We start from the raw sequence: 26255 nt of genomic DNA, 5'->3' as shown, positions 1-26255 counted from the left end.
AAAAATAAAATATGTTTTTAAAAAAAAACTTAAATTTTAATAGCCATATTTCCCTCTCCATTTCTGATTAAGCACAAATTTATCTTGTTGCTCTCTTTTATTATCGCCCGGCTCGTAGAAAGTAGCGTTTTGCAATTCGTCCGGTAAATATTCTTGATACGTAAAATTATTATCGTAATCATGAGAATATTTATACTCTTTTCCATAATCCATTTGCTTCATCAATTTTGTAGGCGCGTTTCTTAAATGCAATGGAACTGATAAATCTCCTGTTTGCTTCACAGCTTGCTGCGCTTTATTAATTGCCATATATGTCGAATTACTTTTCGGCGAATTTGCTAAATAAATAGCACACTGACTTAATAATATTCTAGATTCTGGATAACCGATTACAGAAACAGCCTGAAATGTATTATTCGCTAAAATCATTGCCGTTGGATTTGCATTTCCTACGTCCTCTGATGCTGAAATTAACAATCGTCTTGCTATAAATTTTAAATCCTCTCCACCTTCAATCATTCGGGCCAACCAATAAACTGCTCCATTTGGATCTGAACCACGAATAGATTTGATAAATGCTGAAATAATATCATAATGTTGCTCGCCTGTTTTATCATAACGTGCTAAATTTTGCTGAATTCTTGATGTAACAATTTCATCTGTTATAATAATTTCCTCATCTTCAGAAAAACTATTAATTACCAATTCTAATCCATTTAATAATTTACGCGCATCTCCACCAGAGTAACGAATTAATGCATTTGCTTCTTGAATTTGAACTGATTTTTGTGATAAATATTCGTCCTTTATTAAAGCTCTTCTTATTAATTCTTCTAAATCTTCCCTGTCTAATGAATTTATTGAATAAACTTGCGTTCTTGATAATAATGCTGGTACAACTTCAAAACTTGGATTTTCAGTAGTCGCACCTATCAGCGTAACCCAACCTTTTTCTACTGCTCCTAACAAGCTATCTTGTTGAGATTTATTAAATCGATGAATCTCATCTATAAATAAAATTGGATTTCTTCCACCTGAAAATAAATTTTGATCTTTTGCTTTTTCAATTACATCTCGGACATCTTTAACACCTGCATTTATAGCACTTAACGTATAAAATGGGCGACCAGAAAGTTCTGCCACCAATTGCGCTAAAGTTGTTTTTCCAGTTCCGGGAGGTCCCCAAAAAATCATAGAAGCAATCAAATCATTTTTCAACATCATTGATATTGGACCATTTGTACCAATTAAATGTTTTTGACTGATATAATCTTCTAACGTACGTGGACGCATACGTTCGGCAAGTGGCATATTCATAATTCAAGAATTTATTGAAATTCAAATTTAGTTAAAGTTTTATGGAAAATAATCACTTCATTTTATAACGACACAGATTGGCATTAAACAATCTTTTATTTGCTTTAATTAAAAATCACAAATGATGAATAAAGCTTTTGAATGTGCATTAATCTTAACAGAAAAACACAAAATTTTAGGACAACAAATTGCAAAAACCTCTAACTATTCAGATCAAAAAGAATTAAGAAAGAAGCAAGCTGCAATTACATCTCAAATGATTGATTTCTTAGAAGAGATTCAAGATTTTAAAGCAATTATCATGATGAAAAATGATTTAAAAGAAAATTACTTTGAATTGATTAATTATTACTCGAAACAAATTTTATTAAAGATAAATCAATATCAAATGCAAATTGATTTTTTAGAATTTGAATCGAGATTCACTTATCTTGATCAAGAAGCGAAAAATAATTCGAATCAAAAACAAGACATAGAATTTATTCAGGAAAAATTAAATACTTACTATCAATTAATCAAAAAATAGCTATTTATGTAGTTTGGCTCGATTTTTACATTAAATTAGATGAATAAATATTTAATAGAATACAATGAAAAAAGTTACTTTATTTTTCGGTTTAATGTTGATGACGATGAGTTTTACATTTGGACAGACTGCCGAAAAGAAAAAAGTTTACGACGAAACTGCTGATGCTAAAGTTTTAATTTCTGAAGCTGTTAAAAAAGCAGAAGAGAATAAAAAACATGTTTTATTACAAATTGGAGGAAACTGGTGTGCATGGTGTATTTTATTTAATGACTTAACAACTAAAAACGAAGAGTTAAATACGTACATGAACGATAATTACGAAGTTGTACACGTTAATTACTCTCCGAAAAATAAAAACGAAGCTGTTTTAGCAGAATTAAAACACCCTGAAAGATTCGGATTCCCTGTATTTGTAATTTTAGATGATAAAGGAAATTTAATTCATACACAAAACTCTGCTTACTTAGAAAGTAAAGAAGTAAAAGGTCATGATCCAAAAGAAGTAATGAGTTTTTTACAAAGTTGGTCTTATAAAGCTTTAGATCCTGCTTCTTATATCAAAAAATAGAAAATCGTATTTCCAATACAAAACTCTTATCTCTGGTAAGAGTTTTTTTATCTATTATTGTTTCCTAATAATTACCTTTGTTAAATGAATAATCTTTTAATAAAACCGTTTATTATTTTGGTTAGATTTTATCAACTTGCAATTTCGCCATGGTTAGGTAACAATTGTAGATATCAACCAACATGCTCACATTATATGATTGGAGCATTAAAAGAACATGGTTTATTGAAAGGATTGTGGATTGGAACAAAAAGAATTGGTCGTTGTCATCCGTGGGGAGGACAAGGATACGACCCTGTACCTAAAAATAATACAAAAAAATAATGAGTTTATTCGCTTACATTGATTGGCAACCCTCGCCTTATTTATTTGAAATTGGAAGTTTCAAAATTCATATTTACAGCTTATGTTGGATTATTGCATTTGTTGTTGGATGGTATTTAATGGCAAATATTTTTAAGAAAGAAAACAACAAAAAAGAGTGGTTAGATCCTCTATTCCTATACATTTTTGTTGGTGCAATTGGAGGTGCACGTTTAGGTGAATATTTATTTTATGATCCTTCAGCATTTATCGAAAGACCAATAGAAGTATTTTTACCAGTTGTACATTCGCCAGGAGAAACTGCTTTTGGTTTCTTAAAAGATTACGAATTTGTAGGATTTAGTGGCTTAGCAAGTCATGGAGCTGCACTTGGTGTAATTATTGCTGCTGTAATTTTCTCTAAAAAGTATACAAAAAGAAGCGTATTATGGTTATTAGATCGTATTGCTACAGTTGTACCATTTGGTGGCGCAGCAGTACGTGTTGGTAACTTTTATAATTCTGAAATTGTAGGAAAAGGCTCTGACTTACCTTGGGCTGTAAAATTCCACAATCAAAGTTCTGGTTATGGAGAAATCATCCCAAGACACCCTGCACAATTATACGAAGCATTTGGATATTTTATCTTAGGTTTTGTAATGCTTTATGTTTACAACAAAACAGAAAAGAAAAATGATTTAGGAGCATTATTTGGTATCTTCTTATTTTTCTTATTTTTTATCCGTTTCGTTGTTGAGTTTTTTAAAGAAAATCAAGGAAACGAAGCTGTTGCTGAAGCTTTAAATATCGGCTTAAATAATGGTCAAATATTAAGTATTCCATTTATGATTATAGGAGTTTACTTTTTTATATCATCAAAAAACAGAAAATTTATCAACTAAAATATTTATAAACTTATGGGATTTTTTCAAGAATTTAAAGAGTTTGCTGTTAAAGGGAACGTAATAGACTTAGCTGTCGGTGTAGTAATCGGTGGCGCTTTTGGTAAAATTGTAACTTCTTTAGTAGAAGATATTATTACTCCCGCAATCTTAACTCCAACTTTAGAGAAATTACAATTAAACAATTTAGCTGAATTAGTTATTCCGGGTACTGCAATTAAATACGGTATGTTCTTATCAGCTTCAATTTCGTTCTTAATTGTTGCTTTTGCTTTATTCGTAATGATTAAAGGAATTAACAAATTAAAAAGAGAAGAAGCTCCTGCAGAGGAAGCTCCTGCTGGACCAACACAAGAAGAATTATTAGCTGAGATTCGTGATTTATTAAAAAATAAATAATCCGACTTATTTAATATAAAAGTTAAACCCCGAAGAATATCTTCGGGGTTTTTATTTGAAATTTTCTTACACAAAAAAAGCACTTGAATAATTCAAGTGCTTTTATATATTTTAAATGTTTGATTTGATTAGAATCCTCCTCCCATTTCACCCATTTCTCTCATTTCTTCACCATCAGGACCTTGTTTTTTCTTGTCCTTGTCTGTGTTTTTGAAACGGTAAGTAAAAGATAAGTTCCAAGATCTAACCATCCAACGCATACTTTCGTAGTTTGTATAATCGTTAGCAAATTGAGTCATTTCACGTTTTCTTGAATCAAATACGTCACGAATATTGAAAGAGATTGTAGCTTTCTTATTGAATAAATCTTTAGATAAAGAGAAATCCATTGATAAGTTATCTTCTACTCTTTGCTGCGCTGTTTCAATAGCTCCCATGTAGTTTCCTGCTAATTGCATTTTGAAATCACCTGGTAATGTAAAGTTAGATGATAAACGACCTCTTGAACTGAATCCACTTCCCGAGAAATCTTGAGAATCAACTTTAGTTCCTGCAATTCCTGTAACTGGATCTACATACTCGTTTACTTCTTCGTAGTAACCTGTTCTATCATATCCGAATAAGTTAACGTTTAACATTAAATTCCACCATTTAAATGGACGATAAGTCGTTGTTAAATCTAAACCATAACGATCTTCATTACCTGCATTAACTGGACGTGTAATAAAAATTTCTTCTCCCGACTCGTTCCAATTTTTACGTTGAAATTGGTTAATCATATCAGTTGTTCTTTGGTAGAAAACTCCTGGAGTAACCATTAATTTACCAATAGTTGTGATATAAGTTAACTCGAATGAGTTTGTGTAAGTTGGATTTAAATCCGGATTTCCGTAACGGATATTCTTATCATCTGTTGGCGAAAAGAATGGATTTAACATGAATCCCATTGGACGACGAATACGCTTAGAATAGCTTAATTGTAATTCGTTTTTAGGATTAAATGTATAGTTTAAAGTTGCCGTTGGAAATAAATCTGTATAATTCTTTTTGATTTTATCTCCAGTAGATAAGAAATCAATATTCATATCAGATGATTCTAAACGTAAACCTGCAAAGTATTGAAACTTACCAATCGCATTTCCGTATTGCGCATAAGCAGCATATACATTTTGTTGATTATCGATATTTGCGTTAAAATTAGGATCTGGAGTTAACGTTCCGTTATTATCAATAAATGTTTGATTGTCTGATTTATTGTTATTAAAATCAATACGACCTCCTAATTCAAATTTTCCTTTTTCACCGATTGGACGAACATAATCAGCTGTTAAAACAACTGTTGTTTGCTCTTCTAAATTATCTGTAATTCTATTATTACTTGTATTACTTCTGATAATACCATCTTCTTCTTCAGACTGTGTAGAGAATCGACCTGTAAAAGAAAACTCGTGACCAGCTTTATCAAACTCATGTTTGTAGCTAAGATCAGCATCAAAGTTATTTTCTAACTCTTTTTCGTTTTGTAAATTAAAGCTTGTAGAAGCTAAATTCATATTCTGATCAAAGTAAGAATACTCAACTAAAGAGATATTATCTCCATTGTTGTAACGATATCCTGCAGAAACACCTAATGTATTTTTATCATCTAAGTAATATTCTGTTCCTAAACGGAAATTGTAATTTCTTCTGATTCGGTTATTTGTACGATCTGTTGCACGGTAAGAAGAGATAGCTCCATCTTCATAACTTGTCATAAAAGCAGAACCTTCACCTTCACGATCAGCATAACGAGTACCTAAATTTGCGTACCAGTTAAACTTTTTTGTTTTATAATTAACATTTGCATTAAATCCAACCATTTCAGGAATACCTCCGTTTAATGTTACAGAACCATTAAAACCTGTATTTGTCCCTTTCTTTAAAACAATATTGATAATACCTGCTGAACCTGAAGCCTCGTAACGAGAAGATGGATTTGTAACGACCTCAATACGTTCTACGTTTTCTGCCGGAATATTTTTTAAAGCATCAGCAACGCTTGAAACTCCTAACATTCCTGAAGGTTTACCATCAACTAAGAATTTTACATTATCGTTTCCTCTTAAAGAAACATTTCCCTCTGCATCAACTTGTACTGAAGGTACATTTTGTAATGCATCTGATAAAGACTGACCTTGTGACATTGGATCACTTGCCATATCATATACTTTTTTATCTAATTCTACTTTGTAGATTGGCTTTTCAGCAGTAATTACTGCAGCTCCTAAACTTACTGACTCTTCAGCTTGAACTGTTAAAAGTCCTAAATCTACATCTGAACTTAAATTAATATCTTTTTGAATAATATCATATCCTAAAGGTTCTATCAATAATATATAAGCACCTGCTGGAGCTTCAATATTAAAATCTCCTTTTTCATCAGCCATGCCTTCTGCAACAACACCTTCTGCATTTTCTAAAGTAACAGAAACATACTGCAATGCTGTTTTTCCATTCGATTGTACTTTACCTTTAATTTGAATTGGATCTTGCGCATAAAGCACAGATGCAGACAACCCTAAAAGCAAAGTGAATAAATTCGTTAATCTCATCATCAATTTTGATTGTAGTTAATTTTATTTACTTCATTAGACAATTATTATAACTAAAGGTTTAATTGAAATTATTATATTTTTTAGACAATGAAAAATTCATAAAATTTTACATTTTTTTTAAAAAAATCATATTTTTTATTTCAATCGATTAAACCTTTTACAAAAATAGCTGTCTAAAGTTGAAAGAGTTTTGATTAAAATATTTACAATATGAATTTAAGTCTAAAAAATATAGCGATTATTGCTTTGTTTGCTACTTCTATTACAGCCTTTGGACAAACGAACCAAACAAAGGAACAGAAGTATGAAAGATTTAAGAAAGAGATGGATCTTACAGATGCTCAAGTATTAAAAATTAAAGCAATCAAAGATAAATATAATCCTGAAAAAGCTGAACTTAAACGTAAATTAGATGAGTTACGTAAACGCGAATTAGAGGAAATTGATGATATCTATACTCCTGAACAAAAAGTGAAATTAAAAGCGATTATTGAAAAACATAAAGCGCAAAAGAAATAAAAAAAGCCGTGAAATATTTCACGGCTTTTCTATTTATTATTGGATTTCTCTTAGTAAGCTTTTGCGTATAAAACTCTGTATTTCGCTGGTTTTCCAGAGAACATATCAACTCCTTCTGTAGGAATTTCAAATGCTTGAGGAATACAACGAATTGTTGCTTTTGTAGCATCTTTAACTGCTTCTTCAGTTTCTTCAGTTCCGTCCCATAAAGCAGAAATAAATCCTCCTTTTGCTTCTAAAACCTCTTTAAATTCATCCCAAGTAGAAACTTCAGTTGTATGGTCAGCTCTGTAATCGAACGCTTTTTGATATAAGTTTTCTTGAATTTCTTCTAATAAACTTTCTGTACGATCTACAACCTCATCTAAAGCGATAAATTGTTTTTCTAACGTATCACGACGAGCAACTTCTACATGACCTTTTTCTAAATCTTTTGGTCCAATTGCCATACGAACAGGAACACCTTTTAATTCGTATTCAGCAAATTTCCAACCTGGTTTAGTTTTATCATCATCGTCAAATTTAACAGTAATTCCTTTCGCTTTCAATTCAGATTGAATTTTATCAACTACTTGACGAATTTCTTCTAATTGCTCAGCTGTTTTATAAATCGGAACGATTGCAACTTGAATTGGAGCTAATTTTGGAGGTAATACTAATCCTAAATCATCTGAGTGAGTCATGATTAACGCACCCATTAAACGTGTTGAAACACCCCAAGATGTTGCCCAAACATATTCTTGTTTACCTTCATTAGTTGTAAATTTTACATCAAATGCTTTAGCAAAATTTTGACCTAAGAAGTGAGATGTACCAGCTTGTAAAGCTTTACCATCTTGCATTAATGCTTCGATAGTATAAGTTTCGTCTGCACCAGCAAAACGCTCAGATGGAGTTTTGTATCCTTTAACCACCGGAATTGCCATAAAACCTTCTACAACGTCACGATAAACTTCTTGCATTTGTACTGCTTCAGCTTCAGCTTCTTGTTTAGTTGCGTGAGCTGTATGACCTTCTTGCCATAAAAATTCAGCAGTACGTAAAAACAATCTTGTTCTCATTTCCCAACGTACAACGTTTGCCCATTGGTTAATTAAGATTGGTAGATCACGGTATGATTGAATCCAGTTTTTGTAAGTACTCCAAATGATAGCTTCAGAAGTCGGACGAACTATTAATTCTTCCTCTAATTTAGCTTCTGGATCTACCATTAATTTACCTTCATTATCTGGATCATTTTTTAATCTATAATGAGTTACAACAGCACATTCTTTAGCAAAACCTTCTGCATTTTTTTCCTCAGCCTCAAATAAACTTTTGGGTACAAATAAGGGGAAATACGCGTTTTGGTGACCAGTTTCTTTAAATCTTTTGTCTAATTCTGCCTGTAATTTTTCCCAAATAGCATACCCGTACGGTTTAATAACCATGCATCCTCTAACCCCTGAGTTTTCAGCAAGATTTGCTTTAACTACAAGTTCGTTATACCATTTAGAATAATCCTCAGCACGAGTTGTAAGTTTTGCCATATTATTTATATATTTGTTTATGTAACTTTGTTTCAATGGCATACTTCTTGCCAAATAAAACAAAGTACAAATTTATTAATTTCAAACATAGTAAATACATTTACAATGAACAAAGTTTATAAAATTTCTAAAAATTTACTTAAACTATCTGTGCCGTTATCAGTTATTTTAATGATTTCGTCATGTAGTACTTATCAATCAGCTTCGAATATTGAAACTGATGGTGTGTATTACAACCCAAATACTGACAAAACTTATGCACAAGTGGAAGTAGAAAATGCTCCATCTCAAACTGGAATTAAAGTAGGATCACCTTACTTTGATGCTAATGGAAATGGTGCTGAAGAATTTTACTATGAAAATTCTGACGAACAAAATAATGACAACGTAAATGTTAACATTTACGGTTACGGATATAATTCTTTCGGTAATAATTTTTCATCAAGTTTAGGTAATACGGCTAATTGGGGTAGAAACGATGGAACTAATATCACAATCTACAATAATAATTTTGGATGGGGAAGCCCATGGTATAATGGTTATTACGGTTGGGGCATGAACCCATATTGGGGATTCAACTCTAGTTGGGGATGGAATTATGGATTCGGAATGGGATTCGGATGGGGATGGAATAGCCCTTATTATGGTGGATACTACGGTGGATGGGGGAACCCATGGTACGGTGGTTACGGATGGGGTTGGAATAGACCTTTCTATGGTGGATGGGGATACCCTAACTATTATGGATCATATTATCATAACAATCACTACAATAGACCAAATTACACAAATCCTGGAGGTAGACCTTCTAATGGTTTAATAGATCCAAATAATGGAAGAAATAATACTTTAACAAGACCTACTAATAATATTAGACCTGGAAGCAACGTAGCTGGAAACACTAGACCATCAAGAGAAGTTAGACCTAATAACTCTTTAACTAATACTGGAAATATTAGTAATACTCCTGTACGCGAAACTAGGCCAACTAATAATATGACAAATACTGGGAATGTAAATTCTACTCCAGTTCGTGAAACTAGACCTACAAGAGTAGTAAGACCTAATAATACAATGTCTAATACAGGAACAGTTGGAACGGCTCCTACGCGTGAGACTCGTCCAGTTAGAACTACAAGACCACAACAAAATACATCATCAAATACATCAAACCAGTCTACTCGTCCAAATAGATCTACACAACCATCAAGACAACAATCTTATGAACCACAAAGATCTACTCCTTCTTACACACCTTCAAACAGTGGAGGAATGAGAAGTTCAGGTTCTGTAGGTGGCGGATCTATGGGAGGTGGATCAATGAGTTCTGGTTCAAGAGGTGGATCAGGAAGACGTTAAAACAAATTGAATTTTATTAACTTATAATGAAAAAAATATTTATCAATATCCTTGTCTTAGGAAGTGGGTTGACATATGCACAACAACAAGTAAGTACACAATATTCAACAAATGCTATAGAATTATACGGACAAGATATTAATAGCGGAAGCGCAAAACATATTGGTGTAGGTGGAGCTGTAGGTGCATTAGGTGGAGATATTTCTTCAGTAGAACAAAATCCTGCTGGATTAGGTGTAGCAATAAACTCTGAAGTGCAAGTTACAGCTGGTGTTTCATCTTTCAAAAACACGAATACATTTGCTTCTGAAAGAACAGAAAAAGATTCAAGATTCGATTTTCAACACTTTAGTGGTGCATTCGTTTTCAATAACGATCAATCATCAAAATGGAACAGATTTTCTATTGGTTTGAATTATTTAAACCAAAGATTAGATCGTATAAACCAAGTTAATTCAAATCAAAATATTGCATTTGATGTGGTAGACGAAACAGGGAATATTACAGATACATATCGTTTTGCTGGTTATGCTGACCAAGTTGAAGGATATAAATCTAAGTTCTCTTTAAACTTTGCTACAGCTTATGACAATAAATTATACTTAGGTTTAGGTTTAAATTTTCACGAAAGCAATTACCAAGCATTCAGTCAATATGCTGAAAAATCTGATGCAACAGGTACTACTTATGTATACGATAAAAATGGAACTCCTTACAATGAAATTGGACAAGGATTCTCATTATCTGCAGGAGCTATCTATAAATTTAACCACAATGTAAGAGCTGGAATTGGGTACCACTCTCCTATTTGGTATAATGTAGACGAAGTATATTACGCAGCTAATTTTGCTGACGATGGTAATGTTACTGATTACAACCTTTACGGAAGTAATTATGATATGACAAGAGGTGGACGTCTTGTTGGTTCGTTAGGTTTTGTATTAGATAAAAACTTCTCTTTTGGAGTTGATTATACTTACCATATGAACAATGATACAAAATTGAAACCATCTAATTATTTCAATGCAGATAATGCATTTATCGATCAATATGTTGCAAATTCTAGCGAATTAAGAGTTGGTGGAGAATACCGTTACGATAAATTAAAAATCCGTGCAGGTTACAACTATGTTCAATCACCATATGAAGATATTACAATGAATATTGCTGATGCAAACAATAATGTTTCATTAACAACATTAAACAAACCTTTCTTAGGAGATGTTAATAGATTCAGCGCAGGATTAGGATATGATTTTGGAGGTTTCTATATTGATGCCGCTTACCAATATCAAACGCAAGAAGCACAATATTTAATCGGAAACTCAACTTACGTTAATAGAGATTTATTTAATGTTGATTTAACAAATTCTTACGCTCCAAAAGCTAAATTGAATAATAATTTATTCTTATTAACATTAGGATGGCAATTCTAATAATCAGAAAATAATAAAAAAAAGTGGACGAATATTCGTCCACTTTTTTTTATACCTATTCAGTTAAATTTAAAATTCTGATATTTTTGAAGCACCAGATTTATCCAAAGATTTCACTAATCCATTCTGAGATTTATATACTACTTTACTTGCACCAGATGCATTAATTTTTAAATCATTAACAGCCCAAACTTTTGCCGAACTTGCACCTGAGGCTTTTAAAATAACCTTAGATGCTTTTAAATTCTCTGCATCTAGCTTAGAAGCTCCTGAAACATTAGCTTCAAAATCCTGAGTATTTCCTGTCAATTTAAATTTAGAAGCTCCTGAATGATCTAACTTAATTAAATTTGAAACTACGTTTAGATCCAAACTACTCGCTCCCGATAAGTTTACATTTAATTTTTCAAGCTTCATCACATGTTTAACGATTAACTTAGATGCACCCGAAATTTTAATATCTCTTAATTTTCTGTGAGGAAAAGTTATTTCCAATTTGTCTCCACTTTTCATAGAAATAGAACCATCTACATATACTTTCAAAGTTCCATTTACAACTTTGGTAACTATTTTATCCATTGCATAATCTGGAGCTGAAACCACGATACTTCCTTTGTAATCATTATCAGACACAACTACACTAAATGCACTAGATATATCTACATTATCAAAATTCGAAATTTTTCTATCTTCATGTACAATACTTGTATTAGAATCAAAATTTGACTCAACCAAGTCTAATCCTTTTTTTCCATTAATATCAATTGAACAGCTAGAAAAAGTTAATGTTAAAACTGCTGATAATGGTAAAATTATATATTTCATATTGTAGGTTTATTTATTAGACGCGTTAATTTACAAAAAGTTACACATCAAATCTAATTATTTATAAAAGCTATTATTATATTGCAGTTAAAATGTAGATAATTACTATTTTCGCTGTTTATGAAAATCATCAGTTATAACGTTAACGGAATTAGAGCTGCCATTACAAAAGGTCTTGTAGAATGGTTAAATGCAGCAAATCCAGATGTATTTTGTGTACAAGAAACAAAAGCGCTAAGAGAGCAAGTTGATACAACTGCTTTTGAAGAATTAGGATATGAATCGTATTGGCATTCTGCCGTAAAAAAAGGATATAGTGGTGTTGCAATTTTTTCTAAAATTAAACCAAATCATGTAGAAATTGGAACAGGAATAGAGCATATTGATTATGAAGGACGTGTAATACGTTTAGATTTTGATAATGTTTCTGTTATCAGTTTATATCTTCCAAGTGGAACAAATATTGATCGTTTAGATTATAAAATGCAATTCTGCGAAGATTTTAAAGCTTACATCACAGAATTAAAAAAGACTCATCCAAATTTAGTTATTTGTGGTGATTACAATATTTGTCACGAAGCAATTGATATTCATGATCCTATTAGAAATGCTAAAGTTTCAGGATTTTTACCAATCGAACGCGAATGGATTGGTGGATTTATGGATGATTGTGGTATGATTGATTCATTTCGTTATTTTGTAAAAGAGCCTCACCACTACTCGTGGTGGACATACCGTGCTAATGCACGTGCAAACAATAAAGGATGGAGAATTGATTACAATATGGTTAGTAATACTTTAGAAGAAAAAATGACTAGAGTTGCTATATTACCAGAAGCAAAACATTCAGACCACTGCCCTATTTTATTAGAATTAGACTTATAATCATTTAGAAAATGAAAAAAATAATCTTTAGTTGCATTATTCTTGCAGGAATCACAAGTTGTGTTCCTCAGAAGAAATTCGATGATTTAGAAAATAGTTATTATACCTCTTTAGATGAGCAAGGTAAATTAAACAAAGAATTAACACTTGCAAATCATACAATCGAGACTTTACAAAAAGACTTAGATAAAACAAAAAAAGAGTTATACGTAAAAGATACAGCATTAGATAATGCTCAAAAATTAATGAAAATTTCTCAGTCTGAATTTGAAGGATTGTTACAAGAAATGCATTCTGCTTTAAATAGCTCAAGTAATAAATCTCAAACTTTCTTTAATCAATTAACTGATAAAGAAAAACAAGTTGAAGATTTATTGAAAAGCCAAAAAGATTTAGAAGCTAAAATTGAAGCTCAAAACAATGAGATTCTCAATCTAAAAAAACAAATCTTTGTTAAAGAAATTCAAGATCAAGTTAAATAAAAACTCTTAAGTCTTACATCTTTTGTAAGACTTTTTTATTTTGTAGGAATACTCTTACCTTTGCAATCAATACATCAATTATTTAATGAAGACTATTTGCGAATCAAAATCTCTTGTAATTAGAGAATTTCTTGATTTTGATGCTTTCGACTTGTTCCAGATGAATTCTGAAAACGAAATAGCTAAGGCTGTAAACGAAAAACCATATTTATCTGAAGATGAAGCGCTACACTTTATCGAAAAAATGATAGAACATTACCACGAATTTGGTTTTGGACTATGGGCTACTTTCGAGAAAAAAAGTGGAAGATTTGTTGGTTGGGCAGGTATGCGCCAAACAAAATATGGTCCTGTATTGAATGTGAGATTAAAAAAGAAATTCTGGAATAAAGGATACGGTAGCGAAGCTTTAACAGCTGTTATAAATTATGGTGTAAACGAACTTCGTTTAGACAAAATTGCAGGTAAAGCACATCCGACTCAACCTGCAACTTTAAGATTATTAGAAAAATCAATTTTAGTTAACTCTGAAGATAACCCATTGGTTTTTAATTATCGTAAATAATTATTTCTTTGGAGGATAATTTGCCAAAAGTTTAGCAACACCTTTATCCATATTTTGTTGCTTTACTTCTGCAGATGCATTAACAGGCATTTTTAAATTAAGAATACCTTCCCAAATCATTGTATTGTTCTGATACATAGACACTGTGTATTCTTGATTTAAACTTTTTGTACGCATCGGAACTCCTATCGAAATTCCTCCACCAACACTATTTAAAATTCCTGTACCAACGCCAACTCCTACAGATGGCCCTGCATTTGTAGAAACGAATTCCCTTGGTTTTATAGTCACTTCAACATCTGATTGTTCAGATTTCTGAACACCTCTAAATTTAAAGTTTTTCTCTAATGCATCATATAATCTAGCTTGGTCTAAATCATTCAAGCCAGAAGATACTGAAGTATTGATTTTATAAGTTCTGATCTGAGAAAAATTTACATTTCTGTCATAATCAACACTTACTTTTTGTGAATTACAACCTACAAAAAATAGTATTGTAATAAAAAAGGTTACAAATTTATTCATAGTTTATTGATTGTTAATATAATATTCAACAGCTTTTCTTAACGATACAAAACCAATTTCATTTAAATTAATTTCGTTGATTTTAATCCATTTCACTGCTTCAATTTCATCTTCTTCAATCACAAGTTCAGTGCCAATCGGAAAAGTTGCCTCATAAATCAAATCACATGTTTTATAAGGAATCGTTTTGTATTCGTAATTATTAGGTTGCGATAGTAAGTATTTAAAATTTTCTAATGGAATGTCTAAATTTAATTCTTCCTTCAATTCGCGCTGACAAGATTTTTCAGCTGTTTCATCTGGATCTGTAAATCCACCAGGCAAATCTAATTTTCCTTTTTGTGGTTCTCTATTTCTGATCGTGAAAAGAATTTCGTCATCTTTACGTAAAATAACAGCTGTTGCTGTTGCTACATTTTGATAGTAGACCATTTCACAATCATTACATGTAAATCTTCTGAAATCAAAAGAAATGTTTTTTGATGCACAATTTGGACAAAAATTAAACGATTTATTTTCCATAAATTTTAAATAGGTTTAGTTCTTATTTCTTGGATGGAAATTTAAAATCGCATCACGAATAAATTCTTGATCTACGTGTGTGTAAATTTCCGTTGTAGAAATACTTTCGTGGCCTAACATTAATTGTATCGCGCGTAAATCTGCTCCATTTCTAAGTAAATGTGTTGCAAAAGAATGTCTAAAAGTGTGAGGTGAAATTGTCTTTTTTACTCCACCAATTATCGATAATTCTTTAACAATCGTAAATATCATTACTCTTGTTAGATTCTTTCCTCGTCTATTTAAAAATAAAATATCTTCAAATCCTTGCTGAATATTAGTATGTACACGAATTGTATCCTTATACAAGTTAATATATTTTATTGTATAATCACTAATTGGGACCAAACGTTGTTTATTTCCTTTACCAATTACACGAACAAATCCTTCATCAAAAAATAAATCTGAAATTTTAAGATTTATCAATTCCGATACTCGAAGCCCACAACCATATAACATCTCGATAATTGCTCTATTTCTTTGTCCTTCTGGTTTTGATAAATCAATAACCTCAATCATCTGATCAATTTCTATTTCAGACAAAACATCAGGTAATTTTAATCCAATTTTAGGAGATTCTAACATCGATGCTGGATTATCCTCTCTAAATTCCTCAAGTTGTAAATAGCCAAAGAAACTTTTTAAGCTTGATATTAATCGTGCTTGTGAGCGTACACTATATTCGCTAGAAGCAAATCCGTGTATAAAGCTTGTTATATCGTCTTGTGTATATTCTAAAGGTAATATTTCTGAAGAGTTAATTAACTTATTAATATCTCGTAAGTAATTTTCTATTGTATTATCTGAAACTCTTTTTTCAAGTTTTAGATACATTTTGTAATCATACAATGCGTCTTTCCAAAGCATGTTAAGATTTCGTATTTTCTAGTTCTAATATTCGTTTGATCATTTCGTCCTCTTTGCTCCAAATTTCTAAGTAAGCGCGAGTACCAAATAATTCATTCGCTAAAGTGGCTTTTATATAATTGTCTACGATTGTTCCTAATTGTTCATTGAATTGATTTGAAGGAACGCCAATCATTTTTAAAAATTCATTTCTATAAATTCCGGCTCCAAAATATTTGATATAACGTTGTTCATTCTTAAAAAAGAATAAATCGTGTGTTTTATCGGCTTCTTTTACAATAAATTCTTTGTAAAATTTAGTTTCATTATTATAATTTAACCAATTAGATACAGAAGTTACATCTAAGGCTACAAATTCGTCCGGAATAATTCCTCCTCCACCATAAACAAATTTACCTGATGGAGCTTTGTAACGTAACTTTTCATCTACTTTGATTGAATCTTTATTATAAAGTTCGCCATTTTTTAGACGAGTATAAATATCCTCTGCGTAAGCTTGATTTCCTTTATCGTATGGTCTTTGAATGGATCTGCCTGACGGTGTATAATAATTAGCAACTGTTAATCTTACGCGTGTATCATCGCCCAAATTAATCTCGCGCTGTACTAATCCTTTTCCGTAAGATCGACGACCAACTATAGTACCACGACCATAATCTTGAATAGCACCTGCAACAATTTCGCTAGATGATGCTGAGTTTTCGTCAATTAAAACATACACTTGCCCATGTTCAAAAAGACCATAATTTGTTGCGTAAATGTATTTTTTGGTTTGAGATTTATCTTTTGTATAAACAATTAACTCATCTTTTGTTAAAAACTCATCGGCAATTTGTTCAGCAACACGCATTACACCACCTGGATTTCCACGTAAATCGAAAACTAAGGTTTTCATTCCTTTATCCAATAGATTTTTTAGTGCTGAATGAACCTCATCACCAGATTTTTCACCAAATCTAGTCAATTTAATATATCCAATTTCATCGTTTATCATATGCTCACCAACAACGGTTGGCACAGGAACTGACACACGTTTAATATTAATTGAAAGTGGAATATGATCTCGAATAACAGCTAAATTAACTTCTGTATTAATTTTTCCTTTTAATAAACCTGTAAAGTTTTTTAAATTTTCTGCTGTCACAGATTCTTTATTGATAGCTACAATACGATCACCGAAACGCAATAGATTTTCGTTCACAGAATTAGGTAACATACGAGTTACAACAACAGTATCATTAATAACCCTAAACTGTAAACCTACACCAACATAAGATCCGCTTAATTCTTCATTCGCTTTTTTAATCATTTCCTTATCTAAATAAGTACTATGAGGATCAAGTTTACCTACCATAAAATTGATTGCCTCGTCTACTAAGCTATCCGAATTAACGTTATTTACATATTGATTATCTATTAATGAAACTAAACGTCTAATCTTTTGTTCATTTTTACTGTATTGTAATCCGACAATTTCGTCGTTTTCGTCAAAAGCAAAATCGAACTTTTTTCCTACGAGGAATCCTACCAAAAATAAAATTATGGATAGTAGAAAGATGTTTAATATTTTAAAAAACTTATTCATTAAGAGTTTAGTTCCACTTTAGGAATATGAACTATTGTAATTCCGGCTTTTTCTAAAAAATCTAATCCAGAATTGTCTTTATATTTTTCCATATAAACAATTCTTTTAATCCCGGCTTGTAAAATTAATTTGCTACAATCTTTACAAGGTGACATTGTAATATATAAAGTTGCGCCTCCTGCATCTTGTGTAGATGCAGCACATTTTAAAATTGCATTTGCTTCAGCATGTAAAACATACCACTCTGTGTTTCCTTCATTATCCTCGCAACAATTCTCGAAACCACTTGGTGTACCGTTATAACCATCAGAAATAATCATTCTATTTTTAACAATAATTGCTCCGACTTGTTTTCTTTTACAGTATGATAATTTTGCCCACTCTAAAGCCATTCTTAAATAAGCTTTATCGTATTTTGTTTGTTTACAAACACTAACTTCCATAATAATGTATTATGCTTCTTCTTTTGATTTTGTCCACAAGGGTGGTATAAAAAATGGTAATGGATTTCTAAAAAATGCCTTAATGATGTTAATAAACATCGGGAAAATTTTATAAAATGGTAAATTATTTGATCTAAATGCTAATAATAATGATAAAACAAAACTTACAATAAAATTACACCAACCTATTAGGAAAACAGAAACGAAACCCATAAAAATTGCTCCTTTATCTGTAAAATGATAATCCATCCCACCGATTCCAATTGCAAAGTTTCCTGCTGCAAATGTAATGTGACGAATATCAAACGGTATTCCTAAAATTTCACCAATAAGAAAAGCAAATCCCATCATAAAACCGAATGCGATATTACCTACAATACCTCCATTGTTTCTTTCGAACCAATTTGAAATTTTTCTTCTTCGATTTGAACCAAAAAATTTCACTAATAAAGGATGATGGTAAATTCTTTCAGGAATATTATAAAATCGTTGATTATTAATTGTTATTCCTGAAATTAATCCTGAAATGAATAAGAAAATACCTGCAATTCCACCGAAATAGAAAATCTGAGGATCCATTATTACTACTTCTTCCCAATAATGATATGCTTTAGAATATTTTAAAACTTCTATTCCTAATACTTTATCCAGAAATAAAAAGATTAATAATGCAACAGAGAAACCTGCTATAACATTTCCTAAAAAAGCAATCATTTGACTACGGCAAAGTTGCGCAAATAAAGTTGTAAAATCTTTTACATTAAGATCAGTTCCTGAAACCGGAACTAAAGCACGAGCAATTCTAGCAGCCGTCATTGATGGCTGTTTTGTAGCTAATGTCCAATGCAATAAATAGATTGTTGTAAAACCAATGGCGTAATTAACACTAAAGAAAAATCCTTTAAAAAATGGTGAAGAATCTGGTACATTACCAATCGCAGTTTTAATGAAACATAAAATTGCAACGATTAAACCACCTCCACACGCTGTCCAGAACATTCTAACATAATCTTTTGCTGTGGTTGTTATGTATTTCTCTCCAGTTTTACCATTATGGTAAGTTACTAAGAACGTAATTAGATATAAAGTAGAACTTAACTGATTACTCATCCATTTTTTTGGCGAATAATATTCGGTCCAAGTTTTAGCTGAATTAGAATAAAATGCAATTAAATTCCCATTTTTAATATCATTAAAAGAACCTAAAACAACCTGTAAACGAGTTAATTGTTGCTGAATTCTATTAATTTTTGCTGCTACATCTAATGAAATTCCTTTATAATCTTTCTGAGTTAAAATATCATCTAAAAGCTTACGACAATTAGATATACATTCCTTAATCTCTAAAATATCGAAAGGAGCATCTGGTTTTAAAAGTATTTTATTTATATGTAGTGATAATACTGAAAATGGATTACCTATATAGTTAACTTCTGAACTATAACGAATCATTTCTTTACCAGAAAACCCTCCAGAAACACGATCAGACAAAATTAACATTGCTTGTAATAAAGAATTTTTAACGCTGTTAATTTTCTTCTTTGCAAATTCTTCAGGCATATTTTGCGCTAATACTGTAAAGAATTTCGTCCAACGATCTTTTGGTATAGAAGAAATTATTTGATAACGTTTAGAGTCATAAAAAACATCATTAACTAAAGATGTTAACTCGTTATTATCTTCAATATCAGGTAAAATAAAATCAACTATACGTTTTCTAAAAACGGAAATAATTCCGTCTTCAACATGAATACCAGAATCCACCAAATAGCTGATAAAATTGATATTTGAAAAAATCTTATTTAATTGTTGTATTAAAAACAATCTTTTAGATTCATCACTTTCAATTAAACCTGTAAGCTCATCAATAAATGTTACTCCATTAAGATTTTTCTTTTTGGCTTTATCTAATAGATCAATAATAAAATTCTTTTCAGAATTATAATTGGGATCAAATAGTGAGTTTAAAGACATAAATATCTTTTTTAGATTGGTACAAAATTAAACATTCTAAATCATTTAGAACTTTTAATTATTAAATATGAAAAGTAGAGTGAATCTACTCTCATTAGACTAAAATTTGAATATTTTTTTGTCTATATATGGGTTAGTTTGAATTGAATTAAATTTAATAACATATTCGCCTCCTTCTTTTGGTCTACCTACAATTTTAGTTGCAAAAGTTAAACCATTAAAGCTTTTGTAGTCGTAATAAAACAATGTTTCGTCTTTATTTTCTTCGAAAACAACAGCGTATGTTTTGTCATCAAAACAATAAAAAGATTGATTTTTATTCTTTAATAATACAATTCTGTAACATTGTTTTCCTTTCTCGTAAGTTTCCTTACCTATTAAATTTACTTTAAATCCTTTTTGCTTATATTTTAATAAATCTGAATCAAAAGCATCAGGTGTATAATTTGGAAGTATGATATTTTTTTTCTGAATTTCGCTATACGTCCAACCATTTTTACCATCATACCCTTCATTTAAAACTTCTTTTCCGTCCATAATAAATGAAACTTTTTTGTTATAAGGTCTTTGATGTTGTATGACAATTGGATAAGAATAGTCTACTGTAATATTTGCTTCTCCCTTTAGTATTATACTATTAAGATTATTCCAAGCATTTTCTCCTCCTGAACGTTCTAAATTATTTTTTATAATTTGTTCAGCTGTTTGTGAGAACGCACAAATGGACAAAATAGTAGTAATGAAGATTGATAATTTAGCTTTCAACATATGTATTTGTTTATGGTTTTCTTTCAATTAAAGAATGAAGATACAAACAAAAAAAGGAGATTTAAAAATCTCCTTTCTTTTTACTTTTTATTTGGGGTTTATTTCACTTCTATGTGAGCCCAATTTTCACCTCTTAAAATTCTGTAAACTTGGCCTTGAGAGATATTAAATTGTTTAGCCAATGTCGCAATTTTTGTTTTGCGATTTGGGTCCATTAATTTTTTCTTTAAACGAACCACTTGGTTTTCAGTTAACTTACTATTTGGAATGCTGTCTAAACGAGAACGTCCTTTCATCATTCTAAATAAATCTTTGTTATGCTCTTTCCACTCTTCTAAAGTAGCCCACTTCAAGTTTTCAATATTATTGTTTAACTTTTGATGGTCTATGTGAATCACATACTCTTTGTTCTCATCATTCGGTAAAAAAGTTTCTGCAACCATCTTGTGAACGTATTTTGCAGTTCTTTTACCATCAGCTTTAGTTACCCATATTGCACGATAACCATTATTAATAGCCCCTTCTAAAATCTTGTATTTGTCTTGACCTGTATAAAGTTTCTTTACTAGTCCACTTCTAGATACTAAGAATGATCTTTTTTCAATCAAACCCTCAGACTCATACTCTTTCCATGAATCACTCATAATCACTAATTTAACTTACTATATATTTAAAACAACAATATTCATACCGAAAAGCACAATACCATATCAAAGGTTTAGTTTTAAGAGTTTTTTAAGTTAAATTTCGATTAGCAAACAAATATAAAACAAACATTTTAGATATATTGTTAAAGTTTTTACAACGTTAATTCAATAACGCTTTGGCTTTAACTAAATCTTCTGGAGTATCGATTCCTACACCATTAAAGCTAGTTTGTACCACTTTAATTTTCATACCATATTCTAAATAACGAAGTTGTTCTAGTTTTTCAACACGCTCACATTGACGCATTTCTAATTTAGCAAACTTTAACAATGCATTTTTTCTAAAAGCATAAACACCTATGTGTCTGTAATATGTTGCTGTAAAATTAGTTTCGCGTGCAAATGGAATTGGACTTCGAGAAAAATATAAAGCATAGTCTTTAAAATCGACAATTACTTTTACAATATTAGGATTATTGATTTCTTCTGCTTCTGTAATTTCTTGCTTTAAAGTAGCAACATCTACATTTTTACCTTCTTCACCTTCAAAAGAACATAAAAGATCTGCTAAAGCTTTTTCGTTGATAAAAGGTTCATCACCTTGTACATTTAAAACGACATCACATTCTAATTGTTCTACAGCTTCTGCTATACGATCGCTTCCTGTTTCATGTTCTTTTAAGCTATAGATTGCTTTACCTCCATGATTTTCAATCTCATTATATATTAATTCAGAATCTGTAACTACAAAAACATCGTCGAATAAATTTGTAGCAACAACATTATCGTAGGTCATGCGAATTACAGTTTTATCTCCTAATTTTTCCATTAATTTTCCAGGAAAACGTGAAGCTGCATATCGCGCAGGAATTACTGCAATTTTTCTCATTTGTTTTTATTTACAAAGTAACTAAAAATAAATGTTTATCGAATTAGTTTTTAACATTTCAAGAAGTCTACTTTAATTTATTAGTATATTTACATCAAAGTAAACCATCCATGAAAATAGCTTTCAAAATTTTACTATTTTTGATATCATTCGCTTTAATGTATATTTTAATTAACGAGTTGAAATAAATCAAATTACCATGTCTGAAAACGCATCTACAAAATCAATAGCGTTATTAATTACGAACGATAAGTTAACATTCTTAACAAAGACAGTTCAAGGAACTGAAGAATTTTATTCGGAAGCTATTAATGTTAATCTTCCTGATTTAAACACAACTGTATATTACGACCAAGTAGAAAAAGAAATTAAATCAAACTTACCTTTATTGTTATATTACAATGATGTTAAAGTTTGTTATATATCTACACCTGTTACTGTTGTTCCGAATGAATATTTAACTGACAATTTATCTTCTTTCATAGAATTTTCAGACCATTCAAAACTTGAAACTTCTTCTATTAAATTAAAAAATGTTGAGGCAAATTTAGTCTTCAATACATACAGTCCTTTAAATAAAGTTTTAAACAATTTACCGAACCTTAAAAACGCTACAACTTTCCATATTAGTAAATTTTTAATTGATAATACTAAAATAGATTCTGAAAAGAATCAATTATTTGTTCGTTTAATCGAACAAAAATTAGAACTTTGCATTTATAATAAAGGAGTTTTTACTCTATATAATGTATTTGATGTATTATCAGACGAAGATATCGTTTATCACATTTTAAATGCATTAGAACAATTTAAGATGGATCCTAATCAGGTTACTTTATCACTAGAAGGAGGAATTACAGAGGAAAATGTTGCTTTTGAACATTTAGCAAAATACATACAAACTGTACATGTAAATCGAGAGGTAGAAGCCATAGGACCAAAATATTTACTTTATAAAATTTTTGAATGCGAATAATTTCAGGATCATTAAAAGGAAAAAGAATCACAGCACCATCAAATCTACCAGTTAGACCAACTACAGATTTTGCAAAGGAAGCTTTATTCAATATTATTAATAATCAATGGTATTTTGATGAAATTGTAGTTTTAGATTTATTTTCTGGAATTGGATCAATCTCATTAGAATTTGCTTCACGTGGAGCAAAAAAAGTAACATCTGTAGATAATTACTTTGGATGTGTAAAATTCTTAGAAGAAACTTCAAAGAAATTAGAATTAGATAACATCATTAATACTCAAAAAAATGATGCAATTAAATATGTAAGTAAAAAAGCTGTAAAAGGATATGATATCGTTTTTGCTGATCCACCTTACGATTTAGCTGAAGAAGATTATAAAAAACTTTTAGACGGGGTTTTAGAAAACGGATGGTTAGAAGAAGAAGGTAACTTTATTTTAGAACATCCAGATTCTATCAAATTTGAAGATCACCCACGTTTTGTGCAACACAAAAAATATGGTAACGTACATTTTTCTTTCTTCGAATAAACTATAATTTAGAATATTTTTAAATAATAGCGTGATAAATGATATTTATCACGCTATTATTTTTTTATTTGGATTAATTCTAATTAAATTTGCGCTATAATTATTTAGATTAAATAAAAATAGCATAAGAAAGAATACTATTCTTCTAGGATCATTTGTTACTCTACTTAGCGCAACATATATACAAGCTCAAGAAAATGACTCAATTAACCAACTACAACAAGTTGAGATTTTCGGAGACAGAAACACTAAACAAAGAGGTTTAGAAACAATCACACGTTTTCCCGGTTCGCCACAAGACCAATTACAATCAATTTCAGTAATTTCTGAAAAATTAATCGAAGATCAAGGTGCTTTAACTATAACAGAAGTTGCACGTAATGTACCAGGTGTTACATTATTTGGATCATACGGTGGAAATAGAGAATCTATGTCGATTCGTGGATACCGCGGAACTCCAGTACTTAAAAATGGAATTCGTATGGATTCTGATTTCAGAACCTCATCTGGAGTTACAGATATGCAAGGAATTGAATCTTTACAAGTAATTCGTGGAGCTTCTGCAATTACTCAAGGTATGGCAAATGGATTAGGATCTGCTGGTGGTGTTATCAACTTAGTTACTAAAACTCCTCGTTTTACAAATACGGGAAATATTGGATTACGTGTTGGGTCATGGAATCAAATCCGTACTACTTTCGATGTTCAACGTACAGTTGGTGAAAACAAAAATTTTGCATTTCGTGTAAATGGAGCTTACGAACAAGCTGATAGCTACCGAGATGTTATCAACAAAGATAAAATCTACGTAAATCCTTCATTAGCATGGAAAATAGATGATAAAACTGAATTCATTGCTGAATTTGATTATCTAAAAGGAAATGCGACTCCTGATCGTGGAACTTTTAATACAAAAGGAATTACAGAAAATGGTTTAATCGATATGGGATCTCGTTTCTTAGGTTTTGATATCGATAATGAAGAAATGGAAGTATTTTCTTATGCTGCAAGAATAACTCGTCAATTAACCGACAAAATTAATGTTCGTGCAGCTTGGATGTCAAATTTCAACACAAGAGATCTATTAGGATCTACAATCTCTGGAAATGGAGAATCAAGAAGACGTGGAATGGCTCATAGTTTTAAAGACGATAGAAATTCAACTTTCCAAATTGATGTAATGGGTAAAGAATTCGTTTTCGGAAAATTTAAATGGTCTTGGCAAGTTGGATATGATTTAACTACAACAAGAACAGATAGCCGTACTGCGAAAGGAATTACAAATGTAAATAGCGATGTTGCATCTACTGGACCAATTAATAACCATATTGAATTAACTCCAGAACAATGGGCGCAATTAGAGTTAGGTGCTTCGACTATGGAAAACATGACTTCTTATGGTTTTTTAACACAACAACAATTAACGTATGCAGAAAAATTTAAGTTAGTTGCAGCGGCACGTTATTCTTATGCAAATGATTACAAATATTCCGCAATCGACCCGATGGTTGGATTAATGTATTCGCCAACAGAAAACATTAATATTTATGGTACTTACGCAACTACAACAAGTTTACGTAGTGCTGCACAAAACATGATTGATGGTACAAAAGCTGGTGCTTCTGTTACAGATCAATTTGAAGCTGGTATTAAAACTTCTTGGTTCCAAGATCGTTTACGTGCAAACGTAAATTACTTCAATATGAATCAAGATAACTTAACATACCAGTATTATGATCCTGAAACTAATGCTGCAACAAACTTCTACGATTACGCAGGAAATTTAAGAAGAAGTGGTTTAGAAGTTGAAGTTACAGGTCGTCCATTGACTAATTTACAAGTTTTATTAGGTTATTCTTATGTAGATGCTGGATACAACAATTCTCCATCATATGTACAAGGTTCTCGTCCAATGAACTCACCTTACACAACTGCTAATGCTTGGGTACAATATAAATTCCAAAATACAAAATCTTTTGTTGACGGCTTATCAGCTTCTGTAGGTGTTTACTATACAGGTTCTCGCCCAGTTAACGATCAGGCAACTTCAAGAGATTCTCATGGAAATATAATGAATGGTGCTGCACCTTTCTTAATGCCAGATTACACAACGTTAAATGCACAATTAGGTTACACAATGAAAAGATTTGATTTCCGTGTATTCTTCAATAATATCACAGATGTTGTTGGTTACAACTCTTACTACAGAGGTGGTTACATCAACCAAATTGATCCATTTAACATTGCTGGACAAGTAGTATTCAAATTCTAAAAA

At 30.9% G+C, this 26255-nt stretch carries 27 protein-coding genes; 14 read left to right on the top strand and 13 right to left on the bottom strand.

Annotated elements, in window-relative coordinates:
• Positions 1 to 36: 36 nt before the first annotated feature.
• Positions 37 to 1317: a replication-associated recombination protein A gene (locus tag EAH69_RS03140; RefSeq protein ID WP_121933741.1), complete on the bottom strand. Its 1281-nt coding sequence runs from the start codon at positions 1315 to 1317 to the stop codon at positions 37 to 39.
• Positions 1318 to 1438: 121 nt separating this feature from the next.
• Here EAH69_RS03140 and EAH69_RS03135 point away from each other — a divergent pair, with 121 nt between their 5' ends.
• The 5 genes from EAH69_RS03135 (at position 1439) to mscL (ending at position 4018) form a co-directional block, all read left to right on the top strand.
• On the top strand, positions 1439 to 1843 hold the full coding sequence (locus EAH69_RS03135) for a hypothetical protein (protein ID WP_121933740.1): 405 nt from the start codon (positions 1439 to 1441) through the stop codon (positions 1841 to 1843).
• A 64-nt stretch (positions 1844 to 1907) separates the two neighbouring features.
• Positions 1908 to 2414 (top strand): thioredoxin family protein, encoded by a 507-nt coding sequence (locus tag EAH69_RS03130; protein ID WP_121933739.1) that lies wholly within the window; start codon positions 1908 to 1910, stop codon positions 2412 to 2414.
• 84 nt (positions 2415 to 2498) lie between these two features.
• Positions 2499 to 2738, top strand: a complete 240-nt coding sequence (gene yidD / locus EAH69_RS03125; protein WP_121933738.1) for a membrane protein insertion efficiency factor YidD — start codon at positions 2499 to 2501, stop codon at positions 2736 to 2738.
• Positions 2738 to 3619, top strand: coding sequence for a prolipoprotein diacylglyceryl transferase (lgt, locus tag EAH69_RS03120; protein ID WP_230466683.1), 882 nt, complete (start codon positions 2738 to 2740; stop codon positions 3617 to 3619). Before yidD ends, lgt begins: the two co-directional genes overlap by 1 nt.
• Before the next feature lie 15 nt (positions 3620 to 3634).
• Complete coding sequence (gene mscL / locus EAH69_RS03115) at positions 3635 to 4018, top strand: large-conductance mechanosensitive channel protein MscL (RefSeq protein ID WP_121933736.1); 384 nt, start codon at positions 3635 to 3637, stop codon at positions 4016 to 4018.
• 128 nt (positions 4019 to 4146) lie between these two features.
• On the opposite strand, the gene EAH69_RS03110 is transcribed toward mscL, so the two are convergent.
• The gene (locus tag EAH69_RS03110) at positions 4147 to 6612 is read right to left on the bottom strand and encodes a TonB-dependent receptor domain-containing protein (protein ID WP_230466682.1); all 2466 of its coding nucleotides are present in this window, start codon (positions 6610 to 6612) and stop codon (positions 4147 to 4149) included.
• A gap of 210 nt (positions 6613 to 6822) precedes the next feature.
• Here EAH69_RS03110 and EAH69_RS03105 point away from each other — a divergent pair, with 210 nt between their 5' ends.
• On the top strand, positions 6823 to 7131 hold the full coding sequence (locus tag EAH69_RS03105; RefSeq protein ID WP_121933734.1) for a hypothetical protein: 309 nt from the start codon (positions 6823 to 6825) through the stop codon (positions 7129 to 7131).
• 50 nt (positions 7132 to 7181) lie between these two features.
• On the opposite strand, the gene proS is transcribed toward EAH69_RS03105, so the two are convergent.
• Positions 7182 to 8660, bottom strand: a complete 1479-nt coding sequence (proS, locus tag EAH69_RS03100; protein ID WP_121933861.1) for a proline--tRNA ligase — start codon at positions 8658 to 8660, stop codon at positions 7182 to 7184.
• 105 nt (positions 8661 to 8765) lie between these two features.
• Here proS and EAH69_RS03095 point away from each other — a divergent pair, with 105 nt between their 5' ends.
• On the top strand, positions 8766 to 10019 hold the full coding sequence (locus EAH69_RS03095) for a hypothetical protein (protein ID WP_121933733.1): 1254 nt from the start codon (positions 8766 to 8768) through the stop codon (positions 10017 to 10019).
• A 26-nt stretch (positions 10020 to 10045) separates the two neighbouring features.
• Positions 10046 to 11455, top strand: coding sequence for an OmpP1/FadL family transporter (locus tag EAH69_RS03090; protein WP_121933732.1), 1410 nt, complete (start codon positions 10046 to 10048; stop codon positions 11453 to 11455).
• A 69-nt stretch (positions 11456 to 11524) separates the two neighbouring features.
• Here the strand turns inward: EAH69_RS03090 and EAH69_RS03085 are convergent, their stop codons facing one another.
• Positions 11525 to 12280 carry a head GIN domain-containing protein gene (locus tag EAH69_RS03085; protein WP_121933731.1) on the bottom strand — a complete coding sequence of 252 codons (756 nt, stop codon included), beginning with the start codon at positions 12278 to 12280 and terminating at the stop codon, positions 11525 to 11527.
• Positions 12281 to 12400: 120 nt separating this feature from the next.
• On the opposite strand from EAH69_RS03085, the gene EAH69_RS03080 reads away from it, so the two are divergent.
• The 3 genes from EAH69_RS03080 (at position 12401) to EAH69_RS03070 (ending at position 14212) form a co-directional block, all read left to right on the top strand.
• Positions 12401 to 13165 carry an exodeoxyribonuclease III gene (locus tag EAH69_RS03080; protein ID WP_121933730.1) on the top strand — a complete coding sequence of 255 codons (765 nt, stop codon included), beginning with the start codon at positions 12401 to 12403 and terminating at the stop codon, positions 13163 to 13165.
• 11 nt (positions 13166 to 13176) lie between these two features.
• Positions 13177 to 13647 carry a coiled-coil domain-containing protein gene (locus tag EAH69_RS03075; protein WP_121933729.1) on the top strand — a complete coding sequence of 157 codons (471 nt, stop codon included), beginning with the start codon at positions 13177 to 13179 and terminating at the stop codon, positions 13645 to 13647.
• Positions 13648 to 13732: 85 nt separating this feature from the next.
• Entirely contained in the window at positions 13733 to 14212 is a 480-nt protein-coding gene (locus tag EAH69_RS03070) for a GNAT family N-acetyltransferase (RefSeq protein ID WP_121933728.1), read from the top strand.
• On the opposite strand, the gene EAH69_RS03065 is transcribed toward EAH69_RS03070, so the two are convergent.
• The 9 genes from EAH69_RS03065 to kdsB form a co-directional block, all read right to left on the bottom strand.
• Positions 14213 to 14737 carry a DUF4136 domain-containing protein gene (locus EAH69_RS03065; protein WP_121933727.1) on the bottom strand — a complete coding sequence of 175 codons (525 nt, stop codon included), beginning with the start codon at positions 14735 to 14737 and terminating at the stop codon, positions 14213 to 14215.
• Positions 14738 to 14740: 3 nt separating this feature from the next.
• Positions 14741 to 15259 (bottom strand): NUDIX hydrolase, encoded by a 519-nt coding sequence (locus EAH69_RS03060; RefSeq protein ID WP_121933726.1) that lies wholly within the window; start codon positions 15257 to 15259, stop codon positions 14741 to 14743.
• Positions 15260 to 15274: 15 nt separating this feature from the next.
• Entirely contained in the window at positions 15275 to 16165 is an 891-nt protein-coding gene (gene xerA, locus EAH69_RS03055) for a site-specific tyrosine recombinase/integron integrase (protein ID WP_121933725.1), read from the bottom strand.
• A gap of 1 nt (position 16166) precedes the next feature.
• On the bottom strand, positions 16167 to 17696 hold the full coding sequence (locus EAH69_RS03050; protein ID WP_230466681.1) for a S41 family peptidase: 1530 nt from the start codon (positions 17694 to 17696) through the stop codon (positions 16167 to 16169).
• Between the two features lie 53 nt (positions 17697 to 17749).
• Positions 17750 to 18193: a deoxycytidylate deaminase gene (locus tag EAH69_RS03045; protein WP_121933723.1), complete on the bottom strand. Its 444-nt coding sequence runs from the start codon at positions 18191 to 18193 to the stop codon at positions 17750 to 17752.
• A 9-nt stretch (positions 18194 to 18202) separates the two neighbouring features.
• The gene (locus EAH69_RS03040; RefSeq protein ID WP_121933722.1) at positions 18203 to 20167 is read right to left on the bottom strand and encodes a site-specific recombinase Gcr; all 1965 of its coding nucleotides are present in this window, start codon (positions 20165 to 20167) and stop codon (positions 18203 to 18205) included.
• A 99-nt stretch (positions 20168 to 20266) separates the two neighbouring features.
• The gene (locus tag EAH69_RS03035; RefSeq protein ID WP_121933860.1) at positions 20267 to 20935 is read right to left on the bottom strand and encodes a LolA family protein; all 669 of its coding nucleotides are present in this window, start codon (positions 20933 to 20935) and stop codon (positions 20267 to 20269) included.
• A 98-nt stretch (positions 20936 to 21033) separates the two neighbouring features.
• Positions 21034 to 21579 (bottom strand): HNH endonuclease, encoded by a 546-nt coding sequence (locus tag EAH69_RS03030; protein ID WP_121933721.1) that lies wholly within the window; start codon positions 21577 to 21579, stop codon positions 21034 to 21036.
• A 163-nt stretch (positions 21580 to 21742) separates the two neighbouring features.
• Complete coding sequence (gene kdsB, locus EAH69_RS03025) at positions 21743 to 22471, bottom strand: 3-deoxy-manno-octulosonate cytidylyltransferase (protein ID WP_121933720.1); 729 nt, start codon at positions 22469 to 22471, stop codon at positions 21743 to 21745.
• Between the two features lie 199 nt (positions 22472 to 22670).
• Here kdsB and EAH69_RS03020 point away from each other — a divergent pair, with 199 nt between their 5' ends.
• The 3 genes from EAH69_RS03020 (at position 22671) to EAH69_RS03010 (ending at position 26252) form a co-directional block, all read left to right on the top strand.
• The gene (locus EAH69_RS03020; RefSeq protein ID WP_121933719.1) at positions 22671 to 23447 is read left to right on the top strand and encodes a DUF3822 family protein; all 777 of its coding nucleotides are present in this window, start codon (positions 22671 to 22673) and stop codon (positions 23445 to 23447) included.
• A complete protein-coding gene (locus EAH69_RS03015) occupies positions 23438 to 23980 on the top strand; it encodes an RsmD family RNA methyltransferase (protein ID WP_121933718.1) in 543 nt (180 codons plus the stop codon). Before EAH69_RS03020 ends, EAH69_RS03015 begins: the two co-directional genes overlap by 10 nt.
• Before the next feature lie 124 nt (positions 23981 to 24104).
• Positions 24105 to 26252 carry a TonB-dependent siderophore receptor gene (locus EAH69_RS03010; RefSeq protein WP_121933717.1) on the top strand — a complete coding sequence of 716 codons (2148 nt, stop codon included), beginning with the start codon at positions 24105 to 24107 and terminating at the stop codon, positions 26250 to 26252.
• Positions 26253 to 26255: the final 3 nt, after the last annotated feature.

It is taken from the genome of Faecalibacter macacae (assembly GCF_003687725.1).
GTDB classification, from domain to species: domain Bacteria; phylum Bacteroidota; class Bacteroidia; order Flavobacteriales; family Weeksellaceae; genus Empedobacter; species Empedobacter macacae.
This window is presented reverse-complemented; position numbering and strand designations above follow the sequence as displayed.

Bases quoted from the DNA above. Each gene is read 5' to 3' on its own strand.
- EAH69_RS03110 (WP_230466682.1), bottom strand. From the start codon at position 6,612: ATGATGAGATTAACGAATTTATTCACTTTGCTTTTAGGGTTGTCTGCA.
- kdsB (WP_121933720.1), bottom strand. From the start codon at position 22,471: ATGAGAAAAATTGCAGTAATTCCTGCGCGATATGCAGCTTCACGTTTT.
- EAH69_RS03070 (WP_121933728.1), top strand. From the start codon at position 13,733: ATGAAGACTATTTGCGAATCAAAATCTCTTGTAATTAGAGAATTTCTT.
- EAH69_RS03030 (WP_121933721.1), bottom strand. From the start codon at position 21,579: ATGAGTGATTCATGGAAAGAGTATGAGTCTGAGGGTTTGATTGAAAAA.
- xerA (WP_121933725.1), bottom strand. From the start codon at position 16,165: ATGCTTTGGAAAGACGCATTGTATGATTACAAAATGTATCTAAAACTT.
- EAH69_RS03130 (WP_121933739.1), top strand. From the start codon at position 1,908: ATGAAAAAAGTTACTTTATTTTTCGGTTTAATGTTGATGACGATGAGT.
- EAH69_RS03135 (WP_121933740.1), top strand. From the start codon at position 1,439: ATGATGAATAAAGCTTTTGAATGTGCATTAATCTTAACAGAAAAACAC.
- EAH69_RS03085 (WP_121933731.1), bottom strand. From the start codon at position 12,280: ATGAAATATATAATTTTACCATTATCAGCAGTTTTAACATTAACTTTT.
- EAH69_RS03020 (WP_121933719.1), top strand. From the start codon at position 22,671: ATGTCTGAAAACGCATCTACAAAATCAATAGCGTTATTAATTACGAAC.
- mscL (WP_121933736.1), top strand. From the start codon at position 3,635: ATGGGATTTTTTCAAGAATTTAAAGAGTTTGCTGTTAAAGGGAACGTA.
- lgt (WP_230466683.1), top strand. From the start codon at position 2,738: ATGAGTTTATTCGCTTACATTGATTGGCAACCCTCGCCTTATTTATTT.
- EAH69_RS03105 (WP_121933734.1), top strand. From the start codon at position 6,823: ATGAATTTAAGTCTAAAAAATATAGCGATTATTGCTTTGTTTGCTACT.
- EAH69_RS03060 (WP_121933726.1), bottom strand. From the start codon at position 15,259: ATGGAAAATAAATCGTTTAATTTTTGTCCAAATTGTGCATCAAAAAAC.
- EAH69_RS03045 (WP_121933723.1), bottom strand. From the start codon at position 18,193: ATGGAAGTTAGTGTTTGTAAACAAACAAAATACGATAAAGCTTATTTA.
- yidD (WP_121933738.1), top strand. From the start codon at position 2,499: ATGAATAATCTTTTAATAAAACCGTTTATTATTTTGGTTAGATTTTAT.
- EAH69_RS03015 (WP_121933718.1), top strand. From the start codon at position 23,438: ATGCGAATAATTTCAGGATCATTAAAAGGAAAAAGAATCACAGCACCA.
- EAH69_RS03090 (WP_121933732.1), top strand. From the start codon at position 10,046: ATGAAAAAAATATTTATCAATATCCTTGTCTTAGGAAGTGGGTTGACA.
- EAH69_RS03040 (WP_121933722.1), bottom strand. From the start codon at position 20,167: ATGTCTTTAAACTCACTATTTGATCCCAATTATAATTCTGAAAAGAAT.
- EAH69_RS03065 (WP_121933727.1), bottom strand. From the start codon at position 14,737: ATGAATAAATTTGTAACCTTTTTTATTACAATACTATTTTTTGTAGGT.
- EAH69_RS03035 (WP_121933860.1), bottom strand. From the start codon at position 20,935: ATGTTGAAAGCTAAATTATCAATCTTCATTACTACTATTTTGTCCATT.
- proS (WP_121933861.1), bottom strand. From the start codon at position 8,660: ATGGCAAAACTTACAACTCGTGCTGAGGATTATTCTAAATGGTATAAC.
- EAH69_RS03140 (WP_121933741.1), bottom strand. From the start codon at position 1,317: ATGAATATGCCACTTGCCGAACGTATGCGTCCACGTACGTTAGAAGAT.
- EAH69_RS03075 (WP_121933729.1), top strand. From the start codon at position 13,177: ATGAAAAAAATAATCTTTAGTTGCATTATTCTTGCAGGAATCACAAGT.
- EAH69_RS03095 (WP_121933733.1), top strand. From the start codon at position 8,766: ATGAACAAAGTTTATAAAATTTCTAAAAATTTACTTAAACTATCTGTG.
- EAH69_RS03080 (WP_121933730.1), top strand. From the start codon at position 12,401: ATGAAAATCATCAGTTATAACGTTAACGGAATTAGAGCTGCCATTACA.